The organism is Zobellella aerophila (genome assembly GCF_039539325.1).
Classification (GTDB): domain Bacteria; phylum Pseudomonadota; class Gammaproteobacteria; order Enterobacterales; family Aeromonadaceae; genus Oceanimonas; species Oceanimonas aerophila.
On the sequence record NZ_BAABCX010000001.1, the window covers coordinates 582,855 to 603,296 of the forward strand.

The window sequence follows — 20,442 nt, forward strand, 5'->3', positions numbered from 1 at the left end:
TCGGCCATGAGCTATCAGGTACTTGCCAGAAAATGGCGGCCACAGCGCTTTGCCGATGTGGTGGGCCAGGAACATGTACTCAAGACCCTGGTGAACGCCCTGGCGCTGGGACGGCTGCATCACGCCTATTTGTTCAGCGGTACCCGTGGGGTGGGCAAGACCTCGATCGCCCGTCTGCTGGCCAAGGCGCTGAACTGTGACGGCGGCGTCACTCCTGAGCCCTGCGGCCGATGCGGCAGCTGTCAGGAAATCGAGCAGGGTCGCTTCGTCGATCTGCTGGAGATAGACGCCGCCAGCCGCACCAAGGTGGAAGACACCCGGGAACTGCTGGACAATGTCCAGTATCAGCCGGCCCATGGCCGTTTCAAGGTGTATCTGATAGATGAAGTGCATATGCTGTCCCGGCACAGCTTCAATGCCCTGCTGAAAACCCTGGAAGAGCCGCCGCCCCATGTGAAGTTTCTGCTGGCCACCACGGATCCGCAGAAGCTGCCGATCACCATTTTATCCCGTTGCCTGCAATTCCATTTAAAAAGCCTGGAGCCGGAGCGCATCGATGCCCAGCTACAGCATATCCTGACCGAGGAGCGAGTGGGCTTTGAGCCGGCGGCAACCGCGGCGTTGGCCCGGGTTGCCGACGGCAGCCTGCGCGACGCCCTCAGCCTGACCGACCAAGCTCTGGCCTTTGGCAACGGCGAGGTCAGGTTGGCCCAGGTCGAGTCGATGCTCGGCAACGTCAGCCGGCAGAGCCTGCTGGCCCTGGTGCAGGCCTTGCTGGCCGGCGACGGTGCCGCCTTGATGGCGCAGGTGGCCCACCTGGCCAGCCTGGGACCCGATTATGACCAGTTGCATAAGGAACTGATCGCCTTCTGGCATCATCTGGCCCTGGCGCAGCTGGTGCCGGCCCATCACCTGCCTTACGCGGATGAGCTCAATCGCCTGGCCCCCCTGGTGCCGGCGGAGCAGATCCAGCTTTATTACCAGATTTGCCTGCAGGGACGTAAGGACTTGCCTTTTGCTCCCGATGGTCGCTCGGCGCTGGAAATGACCCTGTTGCGGGCGCTGGCGTTTCAGCCGGTCGCGGCCTCGGCCGATGCACCGACCGTCGCAGGGGGCGGCGGGTCTGGCACAAAAAAGCCCGACGCTGAGCCGCGGCCGGCCGGCCAGGCCGAGGCTCAGCCGGTGCGACAGCAAGCGGAACGGGTGGGCGCCGAAGATGAAACCATGGCGGCCAGGCTGGCTGCCGAGCAGGCCGAGATCCTGGCCGAAGCCGACAAGCTGGGCAAGGTGACGCCGGCTCAACCGGCGGCGACCATGGGCTGTGAGCAGGGGACCTCAGTGCCGGAAATCGACGCATGTGCCATGCCGGCACCGGATAACGCTGCAGAACCAGAACCAGAACCAGAACCAGAACCAGAACCAGAACCAGAACCAGAACCAGAACCAGAACCAGAATCCGCACCGGCAGCACAGTCGTCACCGGAAGCCGAGCCGGGAGCCGCGGTGCGGGTGCATGATGAAGCCGCCGATGCGGTGGCCCGGATCCGGCGTTTGATCCAGACCCGTAACCGCTTGCGCAGCCAGGAGTCGGCGGCGGAGACGGCGACCGAGGTGGTGACAGCGAGTCGCCCGGCTCTGCCGGCGTCTGGCAAACCGGCAACGGTCCAGCCGGCGATGAGTGCGCCTCCCGTGGCCGGGAGCGACCTCCGTCCGTTCAATCGGCAAGCCCGGGAGGAGTTGCCGCCCCTGGAGGCCTACGATGACGTGCCTTGGGCTTTGGATGAGGATGTATCGGCAGCACCCGAACTACCGGTGCCTCCGGTTGCGACCCGGGCCAAGCCGGTGGTACCGGCCGACATCGTACCGCCGGGGCCGGCTCCGCTCAAGGCCGCCAGCCTGCTGGCCGACGCGGAAGACGCCTGGACCCTGCTGCTGTCCCGTTTATCGGTGGGTGGTTTTTTGCGTCAACTGGCGATGCACAGTACCCTGGAACGACAAGATACGCGCTGGCAGTTAACCCTGCGGCCCGAACATGGCCATCTGCTGACCGAAAAGACCCGCGGTGAGCTGGCCGCCCTGCTGAGTGACTATACCGGCCAAGCCATCGAGCTGGGGGTGTCTCTGGGGCAGGGGACGGGCCTGACGCCCTATGAAATCGAGCAGCAGCTGTTTCAGGCGGCAAAAGTGCGGGCCCGGGATGAAATAGAGACCGATGATGCGGTACAATTTTTTATTTCCCGTTTTGCGGCCAGCCTGGATCTGGACAGCATTGAACCTATGGCAGAATAAGGCTTTGGCCTTCGCCATAACCCGTTAAACCGTTAACAAAGAGTAGAACCTATGTTTGGTAAAGGTGGACTTGGAAATATCATGAAACAGGCCCAGCAGATGCAAGATAAAATGCAGAAGCTGCAGGAAGAGCTGGCCAAAATGGAAGTCGTGGGTGAGTCCGGTGCCGGCCTGGTTAAGGTCACCATGACCGGCAGCCACTCGGTACGCCGGGTTGAGCTGGACGACAGCCTGCTGGAAGATGACAAAGAGCTGCTGGAAGATCTGCTGGCCGCCGCCGTCAATGATGCCGTACGCCGGGTGGAAGAACAAAACAAATCCCGCATGGGCGAGCTGACCGGTGGCATGCAGCTGCCACCCGGCTTCAAGATGCCGTTTTAAACAAAGCTGTAAGCTTTAAGCCGGAAGCTGGAAGAAAAACACTGGCGTCTGACCGCTCCGTTCATTATCTTTCAGCTTCTAGCTTCTAGCTTCTAGCTTCTAGCTTCTAGCTTCTAGCTTCTAGCTTCTAGCTATTCATGCCAAGCGCCGTAAAAACAGTGCTTGAGCTCATGGAGCAGGGTTTCATAGTCGTTGTGAACATAATGGATCTGGCAAAAGCGGCCCGACCAGTTGGCATAACCCTTTAGCTGCCCCTTGGCCATCTTGGCCATCTGGGGTATTTCGGGTACATGGTTGAGTTGGGCATAGTCATCGTAGATGTTCAGCGTGATGACATAGGAATCGAAAGTTTCCTTACCTTCCGGCCCTTCCGCCGTCAGGCTGCCGCATCCGCCAAGTACAATGAGCCCGCACCCGCATAATATCCCCCTGGATAAAGGGGTAAAATGATGGCATCTCATAAAACAGTTCCCTGTTACCGTAATGCATCGATCATCCTGATCTTCGGTTTTTCTGTACTTGGTGAACTGCGTTTCTTCGGTCTGGTCTGTCGCCGCGCATTGGCTTAAGTGTAGTTGCTGCAGGAAAAGGTGATTAGGATCACCGAATAAGTTGGGAAAACTTTGTACTGCCGATGGTTTTAACTTGTTTAGGATGGTGATTACATGCGTTTTAGCCCGCTGTTGGATGAGTTGATCAAAAGTTTGCAGGTGCTGCCCGGTGTCGGCCCCAAGTCGGCCCAGCGCATGGCCTTTGCCCTGTTGGAGCGCCAGCGGGCCGGTGGCCGCAAGCTTGCCCATGTGCTGAGCCGGTCCCTCGACCACATCGGCCACTGCCGGCAATGCCGAACCTTTACCGAAGAGGCGCTGTGCCCCCTTTGTGCCAATCCCAAACGGGCTGCCAACGGTCAGCTGTGTATTGTGGAAAGCCCCGCCGACGTGGTTGCCATCGAGCAGACCGGCCAGTACCGGGGACGCTATTTTGTGTTGATGGGACATCTGTCTCCCCTAGATGGGATCGGGCCTGAAGATCTGGGCCTGGACAGGCTGGCCGACTGGCTGGCAGCGGAAGTATTTGAGGAGCTGATCCTGGCCACCAACCCCACGGTGGAAGGGGAGGCCACGGCCTACTTTATTGCCGATATCGCCCGCCGACAGGGGGTACGGGTCAGCCGTATCGCTCACGGGGTGCCCATCGGCGGCGAGCTGGAGCTGGTGGACGGCAATACCCTCAGCCATTCGCTGATGGGCCGCAAGGCGTTTGCCGATTGATGTCGGGAATGGTGGATAGGGAACGGGGAGTGGAAAATCCCCAATCCCATATTTTTCTTTGCGCCCGCTTGAAATCGCCGACCGCATCCCCATCTTTGTTGGCAAGGTTAATCAAGCAAGGAAACTCCCATGTCCGAAGCCGTGCACACTGAAACTCATGGTTTTCAAACCGAAGTCAAACAACTGCTCAACCTGATGGCCCACAGCCTCTATTCCAACAAAGAGGTATTTCTGCGCGAGCTGGTGTCCAACGCCGCCGACGCCGCCGACAAGTTGCGCTTCAAGGCCCTGTCCGACAGTGCCCTGTATGAAAGTGACGGCAACCTGCGGGTGCGCCTGTTGCTGGACAAAGACAACAAGACCCTGACCATTTCCGACAACGGCATCGGCATGACCCGGGACGAGGTGATCGAGCACCTGGGCACCATCGCCAAGTCGGGCACCAAGGCCTTCTTCGGCCAGTTGTCCGGTGATCAGGCCAAGGACTCCCAGCTGATTGGCCAGTTCGGGGTGGGTTTCTATTCCGCCTTTATCGTCGCCGACAAGGTGACGGTACGCAGCCGGGCCGCCGGCGAAGCCGCCGATCGCGGCGTGCAGTGGGAGTCGGACGGTGACGGCAGCTTTACCGTGGCCGATATCGAGAAGGCCGACCGTGGTACCGATGTGGTGCTGCACCTGCGCGACAGCGAAGAGGAGTTCCTCGATGACTGGCGCCTGCGCAGCATCATCGGCAAATACTCCGACCATATCAGCATCGCCGTGGAAATGTGGAAGGAAGGCGAGCCCGAGCGTGAAGAAGACGGCGAAAAAATTGCCGCCACCGAGGGCGAGTGGGAGCAGGTGAACAAGGCCACCGCCCTGTGGACCCGCGCCAAGGGCGAGGTGAGCGACGAGGAATACCAGGAGTTCTACAAGCATATCTCCCATGATTACCAGGACGCCCTGGCCTGGAGCCACAACAAGGTGGAAGGCAACCAGGAATACACCAGCCTGCTGTATGTTCCCGCCAAGGCCCCCTGGGATCTGTGGAACCGGGATCAGAGCCATGGCCTCAAGCTGTATGTGCAGCGGGTGTTCATCATGGATGATGCCGAGCAGTTTATGCCAACATACCTGCGGTTTGTCAAAGGGGTGCTGGACTCCAACGATCTGCCGCTGAATGTGTCCCGCGAGATCCTGCAGGACAACAAGGTGACCGCCCAGCTGCGCAAGGCCTGCACCAAGCGGGTGCTGTCCATGCTCGAGCAGATGGCCAAGAACGATGCGGAGAAATACCAGGGCTTCTGGAAGGAATTCGGCAATGTGCTGAAGGAAGGTCCGGCGGAAGACTTCGCCAACCGCGAGCAGATCGGCGGCCTGCTGCGCTTTGCCAGCACCCATAACGACTCCGATGCCCAGACGGTCTCGCTGGATGACTATATCTCGCGCATGCCCGAAAGCCAGGAGAAGATCTACTACATCACCGCCGACAGCTATACCGCCGCCAGCCACAGCCCGCACCTGGAAATCTTCCGCAAGAAGGGCATCGAAGTGCTGCTGATGTGGGAGCGGGTAGACGAGTGGCTGATGAACCACTTCAGCGAATACCAGGGCAAGCAGCTGGTGTCCGTCACCAAGGGCGCGCTGGATCTGGGTGAGCTGGACGACGAAGAAACCAAGAAGGCCCAGGAAGAAGCCAAGGAAACCCTGGCGCCGGTGCTGGAGCGGGTCAAGTCCGCCCTGGCCGACGAGGTGAAGGAAGTACGCCTGACCCATCGTCTGACCAGCACCCCGTCCTGCGTGGTGGCCGGCGAGCACGACATGAGCACCCAGATGCTCAAGCTGATGCAGGCGGCCGGCCAGCCGGTACCCGAGCAGAAGTACATCCTGGAGCTGAACCCGGAGCATGTGCTGGTCAAGAAGCTGAGCGAGCAGCCGGAAGGTGAGCAGTTCAACGAATGGTCGCACCTGCTGCTGGAGCAGGCCCTGCTGGCCGAGCAGGGCGGCCTGAAAGATCCGGCGGCCTTCGTGTCCCGTATCAACCGTCTGTTGCTGGGCTAAGTGCTACAGCGGGTTGCCTGCGGGCCGATGACGGTGGCAGCCGTCCGGCTGCAGTGACAAAAATGCCCTGCCATCCGGCAGGGCATTTTGTTGTTATTGTGCCGGAGGCGTCTGGTAATAGGGCTCAACATGGGAGCCGGTGAACACCTCTTTACCCGCCACTATGGTCTTTTCGACCGCCACATCCCGCAGATGCAGGGGGTCGACCGTCAGTGGATCCTCGGCCAGCACTACCATGTCGGCCACCTTGCCCTTTTCAATGGAGCCCCGTTGCTGCTCGTCGAAGGTCAGGTAGGCCGGGCCCAGGGTATAGGCCCTGATGGCTTCCTCGACCTTGATAGCCTCTTCTGCGCCATAGACTTTGCCATCGTAGCCCATGCGGGTGGTGGCCGCCCAGATGCCGAGCAGGGGGCCATGGGGCAGGCCATCCGAGCCGTAGGCTATCTTGATGCCGTGATCCAGCAGCGAGCGCTGGGGGTTTTGCCGCTCAAGCCGGTTGCCGCTGACCGCGGCCAGCATAAAGGCGTTGTTGTAGTAGGTGTAGTTGGGCTGGGTATCGACGATGATGTCCAGCTCGGCGAGCTTGGCCAGGGTCTCCTCGGGAGGACGAATGGTCAGGTGATGCAGGTGGTGGCGATGATCTTCCCTCGGACTTTCCTTCAGGATCCGCTCCAGCACCTCTACCGCCTGCACCGCGGCGGCATCGCCTATGGTGTGGATGCCCAGCTGCCAGCCCAGCTCGTGGGCGCGCTTGCCCACCTTATACAGGCTGTCCTGGGGGATCACCGTCACGCCGTCGAAATCGCCTTTCTGGTTTTCCCAGGGACCCCGTTCATCGAAACGCACCTTGCCGTCATAGGGCTTGAGGGTTCGGAAGTCGGGCACGGCAATGGCGCCATCCATGGACATCTTGATGGCGCCTAGTTTCAGCCGATCATCACCGACCCCGGTATGAAAGCCGAGGCCTTCTATTTCGGCCAGGCTGGTTTCCACGTTGTCATAGCCGGGAAACAGGAAGATTTGCAGGGTTGCCCGGGGCAGCTCGTCACCCCAGCGGGCGTAGACATCCTGGATCAGGCGCAGCTCATTGGGTCGGACACCGGCTATGTTCACGCTGGTGACCCCCATGGGCGGGAACTTCTTCAGCTGGGCCCGCAGGTTTTCCCGGGCGCTGTCGTCACTCAGGGCCGGATTGGGGATAACGCTGGTGGCATAACGCCGGGCCCCCATGGTCAGCACCCCCAGGGGCTCACCCTGTTCATCACGGACGATCAGGCCGTCCTTGGGTTCCGGGGTATCTTTACTCAGGCCGGCCTTGTCGATGGCCATTGAGTTGAGTGTCAGTTTCAGCACGCCACAGGCCAGCATCACCGGGTGGTCGGGTACGATGGCGTCCAGCTCCCAGCGATTGGGCATCTTCATATGGCAGTAGGGGCGGTTCATCAGGCCGACCAGCCATTCGCCGGCCGGCACCTTGGCGGCCTCTTGTTCCAGTACCTTGCGCAGCTGTTCCGGGGTGGGAATGTTGAAGGTGGCGCCAAAGGGCCTGGGTCCGGTGCCGACATGGATATGGCCGTCATAGAAGCCGGGCAGCAGGGTCTTGCCTTGCAGGTCGACCAGCTTGGTGTCTGCCGAGGCCAGCGTCTGAATTTGGCTGTCGTTGCCGACCGCCATGATCCTGCCGTCTTTCACCGCGACCGCCTCGGCGATATCGAAGTTGTTGTTGACGGTCACCACCTTGGCATTGTGATAGATGGTGTCGGCAACACCGTCCGGATCGGTGGCGGTTGCGTGAAAGGCCATGAGCGGCGCCATGGCCAGTGCCAGGTGGGCAACCTTGCGCATTACATTTTCCATATGTTCCTCTTATAACATCCATTCGACACGGGTTTAGAGCAATGGGACTGATGGTGATAAGCATGGCTCCCTCGGGTACAAAAGAGCCACCGCTCAAGCTTGCTAACAATTATTTTATTTTTGGTTAGCAATTTTGTATCAGATACCATTTGGTCAGGTGTTTTTAGTGCCAGTGCCTTGCCTGCGGTGGTACCAGGTGTCGCCGCGCCAAGTGTTTACCCCTGTGATTATCAGGCATTTTCGGCCGAGTGAGGGGGCGACGGCGTTATTTTTCCGCGCCTTTCCCGGATTAAAAGCGGCCCTTTTCTCATCAATAGGTCTAACAGCTCCCCGCTCTGACTTGTTCCCATGGCGGTGTCGTGACACAATCAGGCCCCAAAATATGAATGACTAATCGATAAGAGGACGCAGATATGCGCATCGTTTTGCTGGGTGCACCGGGCGCGGGCAAGGGAACGCAGGCACAATTCATCATGGAGAAGTTTGGCATTCCGCAGATTTCCACCGGTGATATGTTGCGTGCCGCCATCAAGGCCGGTACCCCGTTGGGGCTGAAAGCCAAGGAAGTCATGGATCAGGGGCAACTGGTGTCCGACGATTTGATCATCGGTCTGGTCAAAGAGCGTATCAGCCAGGACGACTGTGCCAAGGGCTTTTTGCTGGACGGTTTCCCTCGCACCATTCCCCAGGCCGATGCCATGTGCGATGCCGGTGTTGAGGTGGATTATGTGCTGGAATTTGCCGTACCCGATGACGAAATCGTCAAGCGCATGAGCGGACGCCGGGTCCACCCGGGCTCGGGCCGTGTCTATCACCTGGTGTATAACCCGCCCAAGGTGGAAGGCAAGGACGATGTTACCGGTGAAGAGCTGGTGATCCGTCCGGATGATGAAGCCGGCACCGTACGCAAGCGCCTGGCCGTCTATCACGAGCAGACTGCCCCATTGATCGGCTATTACAAGCAGCAGGCCGATGCCGGTCGTACCCGCCACTACAAGGTGGACGGCACCCAGTCGGTTGAGCAAGTTAGCCGCGAACTGACCGATATTCTCGCGTAATATCACTAAAGGCCGTACTGTCGTCAGTGCGGCCCTGATCTATTCAGGATAGGGTAACAAGGTGAAAACAGGCGTTTTACTGGTAAACCTGGGTACCCCTGCAGCCCCGACCGCTAAGGCGGTGAACGCCTTTCTGAGTCAATTCCTGCACGACTACCGGGTTGTGGATATGCCCAGGGCACTATGGTGCCCCTTGCTTCATGGCATTATCTTGCCGTTCAGATCTCCTAAGGTTGCCAAGCTGTACCGCTCTATCTGGTGGCCGGAAGGTTCGCCACTGATGGTGGTCAGCCGGCGCCAGCAACGGGCATTGCACGAGGCATTTATCCGTGAAGGCATCGATATGCCGGTGGCGTTGGCCATGAGTTACGGCGAACCTTCCATGGCCACGGCCTGGCAGGAACTCAAGGCCGCTGGGGTGGGCCGGGTGATCATACTGCCGCTGTATCCGCAGTACTCGGTCAGTACCACGGCATCGGTGTTTGATAGCTGGGCCAGGTTGATGAAAGCCGAAACTTGTCTGCCGGCCTTTCGTTTTATCCATGATTACCATGAGCACAGTGGCTATATCCAGGCCCTGGCCGATTCGGTGCGTGATCATTGGGCTGAGCACGGCCAGGCGGATATGCTGCTGCTGTCTTATCACGGTATTCCCAAGCGTTTCCAAGATAAAGGGGATCCTTACGGGCAGCAATGTCACCGGACATCGGAGTTGGTGGCGGAGCAGCTGGGCCTGGAGCGCCACCAGTGGCGCACTACCTTCCAGTCCCGCTTTGGTCGTGAGGAGTGGCTCAAGCCTTATACGGATGAGGCCATGAAAACCCTGCCCGGTGAGGGAGTCAAGCGGCTGGATGTGATTTGTCCAGCATTTTCCGCCGACTGCCTGGAAACCCTGGAAGAGGTAGCCGAGCAGAACAAGGCGCTGTTTATCAAGGGGGGCGGCGAGCAGTATCACTATATTGAAGCCCTGAATGACCGTGGCTCACATATCCAGATGATGCTGGATCTGGTGTGCCGCGAACTGGCCTGAACGATGGCTTGCCCGGTAAACAGGGAATGGTGAGCAGGGAATAGGGAAGAGGACTGCTGCAGCAAAGTTAGGGTTGATCTGCTATTCCCTATCTCTTATTCCCGAACCCACGCTCCCCAATCCCCAATCCCCAATCCCCAATCCCCAATTTAGTGCAGGGCCGATGGCCCGGATTGTACGGTAATGATAAATCCCCGACAGTTCCCCCTCCGGGCCGCTTCCTGCAGGCAAACCTGCTGATGCAGGCCGGGCTTTGCCTGCCAGCTGACCAGGGCACCGATACTCCCCTGTGCCAGGGCGCGTTCCATCAACGACTGATTTGCCCCCTGAGGTATCCCCTGGATGCTGAGCACCCGGTAGGGAGCCACTCCCGCCAGCTGCAACGCCTGCTTTGAGAGGGGGGCGGGGGGGTTTACCATCAGGATCCAGCCTCGCCCCTGCCGGCTGATGGTCGACAACTCGGCCAGTAACCGGGATTGCTGCCGGCTGTTCCAGCGTTCGATCAGGCTGACCCCCTTGCCGATGGGCAAGGAGACGGGGTCTGGCATGGTTTGTGCCTGTTGCCAGGATCCGGACAGTACATCAAAGGTATTCGGGTGAGTGAGTATGATGGTGGCCATAAGCAATCCCTGTGGTTTATCTGTTTATATATACAGTAGTATTGCAGGGTGCCGGTGGTCAAGAAAAATACTGGTTATAATTACAGTATTTTTTGGCGGAGGTGGTGGCTCGGGTATGGGGGCTATACTGAGCAGGGAAATATCAGGAGGCTCATTATGGATGCGGTACAGTTAGAGCGCATGGATCCTCATATGGTGCTGGGCATCATCAATGAAAAACTACGGCTGGAATGTGACAGCCTGGATGCCTTGTTGGCGCTCTATGATCTGGATGCCGGGCACTTAAATGCGCGCATGGCGCAAATCGGCTATCACTACGATGCGCACAGCAATCAATTTAAACCAAACACTTGATGGCGGCATCCGGGTCTTGCGATAGTGGGCAACCTGGTTATGGCATGGAGTGAATATGGACGCGGATTTCTGGCATCAGCGCTGGCAAACATCACGTATCGGCTTTCATCAGCCGAGGGTCAACCGCCAGTTGCAGGAGCACTGGCAGGCGCTGGCGAGCCCCGAGCGGGCGGAGGTGTTGGTGCCCCTGTGTGGCAAGAGCCTGGACATGCATTGGCTGGCCGAGCAGGGACATCATATCGACGGCTTCGAGCTGTCGCCCCTGGCGGTACGGGATTTCTTTATCGAGGCAGGAGTGACACCCCGACAACAGCAACTGACGCATTATCTGTGCTGGCAGGCGGGTGACATCAGCCTGTATCAGGGGGACTTCTTTCAGGCGGAGAGCCTGGGCAAACGATACCGGGTGGCCTACGACAGGGCGGCGCTGATCGCCCTGCCCGAGCAGCTACGTGCCCGTTATGCCCGCTTGGTGGCCAGTCTGCTGGTGCCGGGCGGCCAGATGCTGCTGATCACCCTCGACTATGCGCCGGCCCAGTCCGAAGGGCCGCCTTTTTCGGTCACGGAAACCGAGGTCAGGCGGCTGTTTGAGCCCTGTTTTGAGATCACCTTGCTGGGCCGGATCGAAGAGGGCATGAATAATCCCAGGGTGGCGTCGGGGGAACGAACATTTTTTGACGAGCTGTGCTTCAAGCTGGTACGACGCTAGCCGGTCGGTCAAATAATGAATCTGATACCGTTACGTTTAGTCATGGCTCCCGCCGCGTAATCAGGGGTGGTTATTTTATCATCATCTTTGCCAATGGGATTGCCGTAAACCGGGACAAGGTCTGGGCCGCAGTCTCATATTGCTGGATCGGGGCTTGCCGCTCAACCAAAACGGCCCGGGTTATCTGTCCGCCATGGCCGCCGCCGAGCATCAATTGGCTAAGCGCCAGCTGCATCGGGCTCAGGCTGGGATTGAAGGCGGCGTTTTCCAGGTAACGCCCTCTACAGACTCGGCCGTCGTCGAGCGCCAATGCGACCCCGGCCCGGTTACCGCTGTATGGAGCATAGCTGGCGTTGGCCTCGGTCAGGGCGGCGAGCAAAAGCGGATCTTCGTCGTTCAGGGTGAATTGTCCGGCGCCGGCGCTCAGCATGCCTTCCCGGATACCCAGATCCGCCGGGCCGAAGGCATGGGGCAGGAGGTCGCCCAGGTCGTGGCCGCCGTCCGGCAATAACACGGTCAGGGAGTCGGGCTGGTTGAGCTCATTCATAAACTGGCGGCAATGCCCGCAGGGGCTGGCGCTGACCACGATTTTTGCGATGGATTGCTCTCCCCACAAGGCGGCATGGCCGATGGCGGCCTGCTCGGCGTGCAGCGAGTGGTTCAGCGGCAGACCCGGCACTTCCAGGTTGGCCCCCAGATACCAGTGGCCCGAGCCGCCGACGGCGATGGCCCCGACCTGAAAATGGGATACGGGTGCCGAGGCTTTCTGCCGGGCCAAGGGCAACAGGGCCAGGGCCAGGGCATCGATATCGCGGGCGGTGGCCTGCCCGAGCGCCTCGACCTGGGCCGGGGTAAAGGTAGCGGAGGACTGTAAATTGGCTTCACTCAGAGCCTGTTGCAGGGGGGCGTCAAGCAGGGCAATCGCCATCAAGGACTCCTTATCGATCAGTAGGTTAACCAAAGGTACAGATGGAAGATGGGCGGCGCCAGCAAGGCGGTCAGGATGCCGCACATCACCATGGCCAGGGAGGAAAACGCCCCCTGCACGGCACCCACCTCCGCCGCTGCGCCCGTGCCGATGGCATGGGCGGCGGCCCCGATGGCGATCCCCTGGGCCTGGGGATCCCGAATGCCGGCCAGCCGCATCAGCGGAAAGCCGATGATGGCGCCCATCATGCCGACGATAATGACCAGCCCGGCGGCGATGGCCGGGATTCCGCCCAAAGAGGCACTGACACTCATGGCCAGGGGGGTAGTGATGGATTTGGTGGCGACCGAGGCCAGTAATTCTGGGCGGGCGGCCACCAGGGCGCCGATCAACAGGGTGGTGCCGACCGAAATCAATACCGACAGGCCGCAACAGGCCAGGATGGGGAGCAGCTGCCTGCGGATCTGGGCCGCCTGCTGATAGAGGGGCAGGGCAAAGGCCACCACCGCCATATCCAGCAGCAAGCTCAAGGGCCGGGTGCCTTGCCGGTAATCGGCCAGATCCAGATCGGCGACGGCCAGCAAGGCCATCAGCACCAGGGCCGGCAGCAGTATGGGGTTCAGCAGCGGGCTTTTAAAGCGGCGCGCCAGTTTCTTGGCCAGCAGATACAGGAGGGCGGTCAGGGGCATGGCCAGCCAGATCATCGGTTCCACCTCTGATACAGGTGGCCGACGCCGAGCAGGATTAGCACCAGCCCCGCCAGCGCTGTGCCGATGATGAGCCACAGGCCGTCGCGTAGCACGTCCAGATAGCCGAGCAGGCCGACTGCCACCGGAATAAACAGCAGGGCCATATGGCGCAGGATCAGCTGTCCGCCATCATGTACCCAGTGCAGCCGGATCAGCTGCAGGCTCAACAGCATAAACAAAACGAACAGGCCGATGATGCTGCCGGGAAAGCCGAACGGCAGCACGGCCGCCACGCCCTTGCCGAGCTGCAGGCAGGCCAGGATAACCAGAAAGTCTCTTACCAGTCCCATGAGGTTGCCTGGTCCTTTTAAAGTGACTGCACGTAGCGGGCCATGGCGCGCAGCAGGCCCAGCTTGGCGTCGTTGTCCTGATGTTCGATCACCAGTTGTTCCAGCCTGGCCATATAGGGCTCCAGCTGAGGAGTCAGCTTATCCTGGCAATGCAGACGCCAGCGTTGCCATTCCTGCTCGTCAAGGGTGTGCGGGTAGTTGCGGGCCCGGTAACGGAACAGCATCTCGGGCAGGCGGGCATCGTTGAACTGCAGCGGCAGTGCGGCCAGGGCATCGGCGCTGCTGCTGCGGATCATGGCCATGGCCGCCTTGTCGGCCTCGCCGAAAAAGCCGCCCTGGTAGAGGGCGGTATCCACATCCGTGATGGATTTTTCTGGCCAGGCGTCGCTGTACAGCTCGACCACCTTGGCCCGGATCTCCGGATGGCGCTGCAACAGATTCAGGCTATGCCGGCATTGCTGACGATCAATACCCAGTTCATCGGCACGGGCTTCGCTCAGGGCGGCGGCCTTGGCCAATACCGGGCATTTGTTGATATGGATAAGTTTCAGGGGGACGGGAGCCAAATCTCCCAATTCGCTGCGCCGGGTGTAGAGGCGCTCACGCAGGGTGGTGACATCCAGCTCCACCAGGGGGGTGAGATCCATTGCCAGGTTAACGCAGATCACCGCATTGGCATTGTCCGGATGCCAGGCCAGGGGCGCTATCCAGGTGGCACAGCCCTGAAAGGGGGAAAACATGCCGGAAACATGGACCAGCGGCGTGCCGTTCACCACATCGAGCAGGGCTTTGACCTTGCCCTTGGCCCTGAGCTCAAACAGGTAATCAAACAGCCTGGGCTGGGCTTGCCTGAGCAGGCGGGCCAGGGCGATGGTGGCGCGCACGTCGGCCAGGGCATCATGCGCATTGCTGTGGCTGATACCGTTGGCGGCGGTCAGCTGTTCCAGCCTGAAGCTGGGTTTGCCGTCATCGTCCAGCGGCCAGTTGATGCCATCCGGGCGCAGGGCATAAAAGGCGCGGACCACATCCAGCAGATCCCAGCGGGAATTACCCTGCTGCCAGCTGTAGGCGTAGGCATCGTAAAAGTTGCGGTACAGGGTATAGCGGGTCACCTCATCATCGAAACGGATGTTGTTATAGCCCAGTATACAGCTGTTGGGCTGGCTGAACTGCTCATGGATCCGGGCGATAAACTCGGCCTCACACAGGCCGTCCTGCTCTGCCTTCTGGGGGGTAATGCCGGTGATCAGGGTCGCTTCCGGGCTCGGCAGGTAGTCGCTTGGCAGGCGGCAATAGAGGGTCAGGGGGTCGCCCACTTCGTTCAGTTCGGCATCGGTCCTGATGCCGGCGAACTGGACCGGCCTGTCCAGGGCCGGGTTCACTCCGGCTGTCTCGAAGTCGTGAAAGTAGAAGCTTGGCTGTGTGGTCATGGTTTGCCCGTATCCCGGTGCCCGTAGATGACTTTCATTATGCGTGACCCGCTTCCGGATCCCAAGCCATGAGCCGGGAGATGGCTAATAAAGGGGGTTGATAGCTGCTGTTTTAAACAATTTTTGGCGAATAGCGAGGGGCTTTGCAGCTTTGCTGTGGGAGCGGCGATTTCGCCGCGAAAATCAGCCATCGGCCCGATGTCCGGTCTCCCACAGAGTTCAGGCTTGCAGGCACATACCGGGGCTCAGACATGGCGCCAATAGAAAAAGCCGGCCATCGGGCCGGCCTTGGGATCAGGGTGACGATTTACTCGGCGACGTCTTCGACGGGTTCGAAATCTTCGTCATTGCTGCTGGATTGCATGGGGGTACACAAGCGATGTACCCGTTTTGGTCCTATTACCTTCAAATATTTCAACCACACCTTGGCATGATTGTTATTCAGGGCCGCCCCTTGCTGAACCTGCTCGATAAAACGCTGTTCTTCATCGGTTGCCGGCGCTCGTTGGCCTGTATACAAGCTCAGCATGGCATGGCCGCATTGTTCAAGCAACAGGGCCTCCGCCACCGTAAACTCACCACAACGACGCAAACCGCGAGGGAAGTGGGCGAAGTCCTGAAAAGGCTTGGGTGACTCAAAGCTCATTTTCACTCTCACTCTAAGTGGCTCTCTAGATCGCGAAAAGTATGGCACTGTGTGACTCGATGCAAAATCAATTTTTTGTTCGATACGACAAAATATTTTTAACAAACGATTGGAGAATAAAAAACACCCGCCTTAGTACGAAATTTCGCCTTTTTCGGTTGTTGTGGGCCGGATTGTCGTGAGCCGAGACTTAAAGTGGCGCGGTGCGCCACTTACGTTCAGGTGAGGAGGAGGGGAGGCTAGAGCAGTTCAACTTCATCGGCCTGCGGGCCTTTTTTACCATCGGTTACCACAAAGCTGACCGCCTGGCCTTCCTTGAGGGTTTTAAAGCCTTCGTTTCGTATCGAGGAAAAGTGCACAAACAAGTCTGCGCCCGATTCACGGGAGATAAAACCGAAGCCTTTCTCTTCGTTGAACCACTTAACGGTTCCTGTTTCTTTGGTGCTCATATCTGCTTTCCATGTTGCATAACGAAAGAGTGATGAAACCAGCTCCACCACTGCTCTTGAGCTTAGCAGGTGGCGATAAAATAGGCGAAAAGAAAGGATGGAACGGGTCCGCCGTCGTCCGTTTTTGGCCTCGATCGGGTTTTAATCCCGGCGGGAAGGCGTTTTTCGGGAGAAGGGACCGGTTATCTGGGAGCGTAAAATGATTACTGTTGTAATAATAATTTCATGCAATTTTTCAGTTTTTTATAACTTTTTTGGCGTTCTTTCCTTGTAATTATCAGTTTTGGTGGTAGTTTGTATAGCGAACTCAATTTAGCTCACTAACTAAAAATGTTTAGGCATCTAAATTATGGATACTGACACGACCAGGGTACAAGCTACCCAATTACTCTTGCGCCACCCTTTAGCGACCGATGGCCTGGCGGTCCACCGGCTGATCGCCGGGTGTGCCCCGCTAGACACCAATTCGGCCTATTGCAATTTGCTGCAGTGCCTGCATTTCGCCGACACCTGCATGCTGGCCGAAGAAGATGATGAAGTACTCGGCTTTGTCTCCGCCTACCGCAAGCCTACGGATCCCGACACCCTGTTCGTCTGGCAGGTGGCAGTCGATGAGCGGGCGCGGGGCAAGCGCCTGGCGCGCACCCTGCTGGATGCCATCCTGTCCTCGCCTGGTGCCGAGGGCGTCAAGGTGATCGAAACCACCATCACCGCCGACAACGCCGCCTCCTGGGCGTTGTTCGACGGGCTGGCCCGCGACAAGGGACAGGACAAAGGTGAACGCCATGTGCTGTTTGATCAAAGCCGCCATTTTGGTGGTCTGCACGGTAGTGAAATTCTCTATCGCATCACCCTGGGCTGAGCACCGCATCCGTATTTATTTTTATCTACAGTTTTTAACTCAAGACTTTAAGGAGTCGTAATGGGTATTTTTGAGGTAATGGAATCCGGCGTACAAACCTACGCCCGTTCGTTTCCGGTTGTTTTCGACAAGGCTCAGGGTGCCTGGCTGACAGACAAGAACGGCAAGCGCTACCTGGACTTTCTGGCTGGTGCCGGCACGCTTAACTACGGTCATAACCATCCGGCCCTGAAAGAAGTATTGATCGACTATATCCAGGCCGACGGCATCACCCATGGCCTGGATATGCATACTTCGGCCAAGGGCGCCTTCCTGACCGCGCTGCAGGACATCATCCTTAAGCCTCGTGGCCTGGACCATGTAGCCCAGTTTACCGGCCCGACTGGTACCAACGCGGTGGAAGCGGCCATGAAGCTGGCCCGCAAGGTCACCGGTCGGGACAATATTGTCGCCTTTACCAACGGCTTCCACGGCGTCAGCCTGGGGGCGCTGGCTGCGACCGGCAATCAGCATCACAGGGGTGGTGCGGGTACCGTGCTGGCCAATGTCACCCGGCTACCCTATGACGGTTACCCCGGCGCCGGTGAAGACAGCCTGCTGCTGTTTGAAACCATGTTGGGCGACAATTCCAGTGGTCTGGACAAGCCAGCCGCGGTGCTGTTTGAGGTAGTTCAAGGTGAAGGCGGACTGAATGTGGCCTCCATGGACTGGCTCAAAAGGCTCCAGTCAATCTGCCGCAAGCATGGCATCCTGATGATTGTCGATGATATCCAGGCGGGCTGCGGACGTACCGGTACCTTCTTCAGTTTCGAACCGGCCGGGATCAAGCCGGACATCATCACCCTCTCCAAGTCGCTCAGCGGTTATGGTCTGCCCTTTGCCCTGGTACTGATCCGGCCGGATCTGGATCAGTGGGAGCCGGGGGAGCATAACGGTACCTTCCGTGGCAACAACCATGCCTTCGTGACCGCCCGCAGGGCACTGGAGATCTTCTGGCAGGATGATGAATTCGCCAGCGCGGTGCGTGCCAAGGGCGAATTGTTGACCACCCGCCTGCAGAAGCTGGTTGATCGCCACCCCACGCTGTTTGTGAAAGTCAAGGGGCGGGGCATGATGCAGGGCATCAAATGCCGTGACGGCGATATTGCCGATGTGATCACCAGCAAGGCCTTCGAACGTGGCCTGGTGATCGAGACCGCAGGACCGGACGATGAAGTGGTCAAGTGTCTGTGTCCGTTGATCATCAGTGAGCAGGATCTCAATCAGGGCTTGGACTGGTTGGCAGAGGCCATAGAGGAAACCGCCGGCGAGCGCCTGGGCAAGGCTTCCTGAGCGATAGCAGTGCCATCATGAGCACATATCAACATAAGAATTTAAAGGATGTTACATGATCGTTCGTACCCTTGATGAATGTGAAAACAGTGAACGCCGGGTGGTGTCGGAAACCGGCACCTGGGAAAGTACGCGCATGCTGCTCAAAGACGACAACATGGGTTTTTCTTTCCATATCACCACCATCTACGCCAATACCGAGACCCACATCCATTACCAGAATCACCTGGAGTCGGTGTATTGCATCAGCGGTGACGGCGAAATCGAAACCCTGGCCGACGGCAAGGTTTATCCCATCGGGCCCGGCACCCTTTATATCCTGGATCAGCACGACGAGCATCTGCTGCGCGGCGGTAAAGAGGAAATGAAGCTGGCTTGTGTCTTCAATCCGCCGCTGACCGGCAAGGAAATACACGACAAGGACGGCGTTTATCCGCTGGAAGCCGAAATCGTTGACGACTGAAGTGCAGCATAAGGGGAGTGTACGGCTCCCCCATGCGACCTGACGACCATTTCGGACATTTTCAGTGGGCAAGGCCCATGTCCCGGCCCACTGAAAATGTGCGACCCAATTCTTCTATACCAATAACAAAATCACAGGGGTTATTGTGTCTCACACAGTAGAAAAAATCGGCGGTACCTCCATGAGCCAGTATCAGGCGGTACGCGACAACATTGCGCTGTACAACCGCACGGAGGAGCAGTATTACCGGCGCATGCTGGTGGTCTCGGCGTTCGGTGGCATTACCGACGGCCTGCTCGAATGCAAGCGCACCGGTGCGCCCGGCGTTTACGCCACCTACGCGGACGCGGAAGACGAACACGCCTGGGAGCAGGCGCTGGATAACGTCAGTGCCCAGATGGAAAAAATCAATCGGGAGATGTTCGGCGAGACCCCGGAGCGCTACCTGGCGGATGCCTTCCTGACTGAGCGCATCAAAGGTATCCGCGACTGCCTGCGTCACCTGCGGCAGGTCTGTGCATTCGGCCAGTTTCAGCTGGCCGAGCAGCTGCAGACCATTCGCGAGTTGCTGGCCGCCATGGGCGAGGCCCACAGCGCCCATAATATGGTGCTTTACCTGCGTCAAAGCGGAGTGAATGCCGTACTGATGGATCTGACCGGCTGGCGTACCGACCAGGCGCTGCCGCTCAACGAGGTGCTGCAGCAGGCGCTGGCGAGGGTGGATCTGGCCACCCAGCTGCCGGTGGTCACCGGCTATGCCCATTGCAGGGAAGGGCTGATGAGTACCTTTGACCGGGGTTACAGCGAGATGACCTTCAGCCGGCTGGCTGTGTTGAGCGGCGCCCGGGAGGCGGTGATCCACAAGGAATATCATCTGAGCAGCGCCGATCCGCGGCTGGCGGGCGAAGATCAGGTGATCCCCATCGGCCTTACCAACTATGATGTGACCGATCAGCTGTCCAACCTGGGCATGGAGGCTATCCATCCCCAAGCCGCCAAGGGCCTGCGTCAGCAGGGCATACCGCTGCGGGTGCGCAATACCTTCGAGCCGGATCACGAGGGTACCCTGATCACCACCGGGTATCGCAGCCCCTCGCCCTGTGTGGAAATGGTCGCCGGCCGTCGCAACCTGTTTGCGGTCGAGCTGTTTGATCAGGATATGGTGGGGCGGGTATCCCATTACGCCGAGGGTTTTACCGATGAGCTGGACAAGATGCAGCTGAACCTGGTGGCCAAGGACATGAACGCCAACACCCTGACCTATTATCTGGCCGGTAACCGCAAACAGGTGCGCAGGTTGGTCGATGCCCTGCAGCGCCGGTTCCAGAACGCCGAGCTGAACACCCACAAGGTATCTCTGGTATCGGCGGTGGGCAGCGATATGAATATTCCCGGCCTGCTGGCGCGCTCGGTGGGCGCGCTGAACCGGGCCGAGGTGCCGGTGCGGGCCGTGCACCAGTCGCTGCGGGCGGTGGAAATGCAGTTCATCGTCGATGACGAGTACTATCAGCGGGCGGTGGTTGCGCTGCACGATGAGTTGGTTCAGACCCATGCGGAAACAGTCGCATTGGCCGTCGCCTAAAAACTGGGATTGGGGACTGGGAAATGATGCCAATCCCCAATCCCTATCCTCCAACCTCCAATCGTTCTGCCCGGGCCCCAATCCAAGCCCCATTAGATTTTC

21 protein-coding genes are annotated in these 20,442 nt (G+C 59.0%); 12 read left to right on the forward strand and 9 right to left on the reverse strand.

Annotation, left to right across the window (positions count from 1 at the left end; all coding sequences use genetic code 11):
* Nucleotides 1-6 precede the first annotated feature (6 nt).
* Nucleotides 7-2,289: a DNA polymerase III subunit gamma/tau gene (gene dnaX / locus ABD806_RS02680; RefSeq protein WP_344954438.1), complete on the forward strand. Its 2,283-nt coding sequence runs from the start codon at nt 7-9 to the stop codon at nt 2,287-2,289.
* 51 nt (nt 2,290-2,340) lie between these two features.
* Complete coding sequence (locus ABD806_RS02685; protein WP_344954440.1) at nt 2,341-2,670, forward strand: YbaB/EbfC family nucleoid-associated protein; 330 nt, start codon at nt 2,341-2,343, stop codon at nt 2,668-2,670.
* A 131-nt stretch (nt 2,671-2,801) separates the two neighbouring features.
* Here ABD806_RS02685 and ABD806_RS02690 read toward each other — a convergent pair whose 3' ends face one another.
* Entirely contained in the window at nt 2,802-3,131 is a 330-nt protein-coding gene (locus tag ABD806_RS02690; protein ID WP_344954442.1) for a hypothetical protein, read from the reverse strand.
* Nucleotides 3,132-3,335: 204 nt separating this feature from the next.
* Here ABD806_RS02690 and recR point away from each other — a divergent pair, with 204 nt between their 5' ends.
* Both recR and htpG read left to right on the forward strand, forming a co-directional pair.
* Nucleotides 3,336-3,941 carry a recombination mediator RecR gene (gene recR, locus ABD806_RS02695; RefSeq protein WP_344954444.1) on the forward strand — a complete coding sequence of 202 codons (606 nt, stop codon included), beginning with the start codon at nt 3,336-3,338 and terminating at the stop codon, nt 3,939-3,941.
* Between the two features lie 129 nt (nt 3,942-4,070).
* Nucleotides 4,071-5,981, forward strand: coding sequence for a molecular chaperone HtpG (htpG, locus tag ABD806_RS02700; protein ID WP_344954446.1), 1,911 nt, complete (start codon nt 4,071-4,073; stop codon nt 5,979-5,981).
* Between the two features lie 93 nt (nt 5,982-6,074).
* Here the strand turns inward: htpG and ABD806_RS02705 are convergent, their stop codons facing one another.
* Nucleotides 6,075-7,838, reverse strand: a complete 1,764-nt coding sequence (locus ABD806_RS02705) for an amidohydrolase (RefSeq protein ID WP_344954448.1) — start codon at nt 7,836-7,838, stop codon at nt 6,075-6,077.
* Nucleotides 7,839-8,251: 413 nt separating this feature from the next.
* Here ABD806_RS02705 and adk point away from each other — a divergent pair, with 413 nt between their 5' ends.
* Nucleotides 8,252-8,896, forward strand: a complete 645-nt coding sequence (gene adk / locus ABD806_RS02710; protein ID WP_344954450.1) for an adenylate kinase — start codon at nt 8,252-8,254, stop codon at nt 8,894-8,896.
* 61 nt (nt 8,897-8,957) lie between these two features.
* Nucleotides 8,958-9,926 (forward strand): ferrochelatase, encoded by a 969-nt coding sequence (gene hemH, locus ABD806_RS02715; RefSeq protein WP_344954452.1) that lies wholly within the window; start codon nt 8,958-8,960, stop codon nt 9,924-9,926.
* Nucleotides 9,927-10,075: 149 nt separating this feature from the next.
* On the opposite strand, the gene ABD806_RS02720 is transcribed toward hemH, so the two are convergent.
* Nucleotides 10,076-10,546 carry a hypothetical protein gene (locus tag ABD806_RS02720; protein WP_344954454.1) on the reverse strand — a complete coding sequence of 157 codons (471 nt, stop codon included), beginning with the start codon at nt 10,544-10,546 and terminating at the stop codon, nt 10,076-10,078.
* A 156-nt stretch (nt 10,547-10,702) separates the two neighbouring features.
* Between ABD806_RS02720 and ABD806_RS02725 the strand changes: the two genes are divergently transcribed.
* Together ABD806_RS02725 and ABD806_RS02730 are read left to right on the forward strand one after the other, a co-directional pair.
* Complete coding sequence (locus ABD806_RS02725; RefSeq protein WP_344954456.1) at nt 10,703-10,900, forward strand: DUF4250 domain-containing protein; 198 nt, start codon at nt 10,703-10,705, stop codon at nt 10,898-10,900.
* 55 nt (nt 10,901-10,955) lie between these two features.
* The gene (locus tag ABD806_RS02730; protein WP_344954458.1) at nt 10,956-11,609 is read left to right on the forward strand and encodes a thiopurine S-methyltransferase; all 654 of its coding nucleotides are present in this window, start codon (nt 10,956-10,958) and stop codon (nt 11,607-11,609) included.
* A 70-nt stretch (nt 11,610-11,679) separates the two neighbouring features.
* On the opposite strand, the gene cdd is transcribed toward ABD806_RS02730, so the two are convergent.
* The 6 genes from cdd to ABD806_RS02760 all read right to left on the reverse strand — a co-directional run bounded on the left by cdd (nt 11,680) and on the right by ABD806_RS02760 (nt 16,101).
* Entirely contained in the window at nt 11,680-12,537 is an 858-nt protein-coding gene (gene cdd / locus ABD806_RS02735; RefSeq protein ID WP_344954460.1) for a cytidine deaminase, read from the reverse strand.
* 17 nt (nt 12,538-12,554) lie between these two features.
* The gene (locus tag ABD806_RS02740; RefSeq protein WP_344954462.1) at nt 12,555-13,241 is read right to left on the reverse strand and encodes an LrgB family protein; all 687 of its coding nucleotides are present in this window, start codon (nt 13,239-13,241) and stop codon (nt 12,555-12,557) included.
* Entirely contained in the window at nt 13,238-13,576 is a 339-nt protein-coding gene (locus ABD806_RS02745) for a CidA/LrgA family protein (protein ID WP_344954464.1), read from the reverse strand. Before ABD806_RS02745 ends, ABD806_RS02740 begins: the two co-directional genes overlap by 4 nt.
* A 17-nt stretch (nt 13,577-13,593) precedes the next feature.
* Nucleotides 13,594-15,006 (reverse strand): exodeoxyribonuclease I, encoded by a 1,413-nt coding sequence (gene sbcB, locus ABD806_RS02750; protein WP_344954466.1) that lies wholly within the window; start codon nt 15,004-15,006, stop codon nt 13,594-13,596.
* A gap of 307 nt (nt 15,007-15,313) precedes the next feature.
* A complete protein-coding gene (locus ABD806_RS02755) occupies nt 15,314-15,652 on the reverse strand; it encodes a MaoP family protein (protein ID WP_344954467.1) in 339 nt (112 codons plus the stop codon).
* A gap of 239 nt (nt 15,653-15,891) precedes the next feature.
* Nucleotides 15,892-16,101, reverse strand: coding sequence for a cold-shock protein (locus ABD806_RS02760; RefSeq protein ID WP_116473063.1), 210 nt, complete (start codon nt 16,099-16,101; stop codon nt 15,892-15,894).
* A gap of 349 nt (nt 16,102-16,450) precedes the next feature.
* Here ABD806_RS02760 and ectA point away from each other — a divergent pair, with 349 nt between their 5' ends.
* From ectA to ABD806_RS02780, 4 genes are all read left to right on the forward strand, one after another.
* Nucleotides 16,451-16,963, forward strand: a complete 513-nt coding sequence (gene ectA, locus ABD806_RS02765; RefSeq protein ID WP_344954469.1) for a diaminobutyrate acetyltransferase — start codon at nt 16,451-16,453, stop codon at nt 16,961-16,963.
* A gap of 60 nt (nt 16,964-17,023) precedes the next feature.
* Complete coding sequence (gene ectB, locus ABD806_RS02770) at nt 17,024-18,295, forward strand: diaminobutyrate--2-oxoglutarate transaminase (protein ID WP_344954471.1); 1,272 nt, start codon at nt 17,024-17,026, stop codon at nt 18,293-18,295.
* Nucleotides 18,296-18,350: 55 nt separating this feature from the next.
* On the forward strand, nt 18,351-18,758 hold the full coding sequence (locus tag ABD806_RS02775) for an ectoine synthase (protein ID WP_344954473.1): 408 nt from the start codon (nt 18,351-18,353) through the stop codon (nt 18,756-18,758).
* A 145-nt stretch (nt 18,759-18,903) separates the two neighbouring features.
* Nucleotides 18,904-20,340, forward strand: a complete 1,437-nt coding sequence (locus tag ABD806_RS02780; protein ID WP_344954475.1) for an aspartate kinase — start codon at nt 18,904-18,906, stop codon at nt 20,338-20,340.
* The last annotated feature ends 102 nt before the right edge of the window (nt 20,341-20,442 follow it).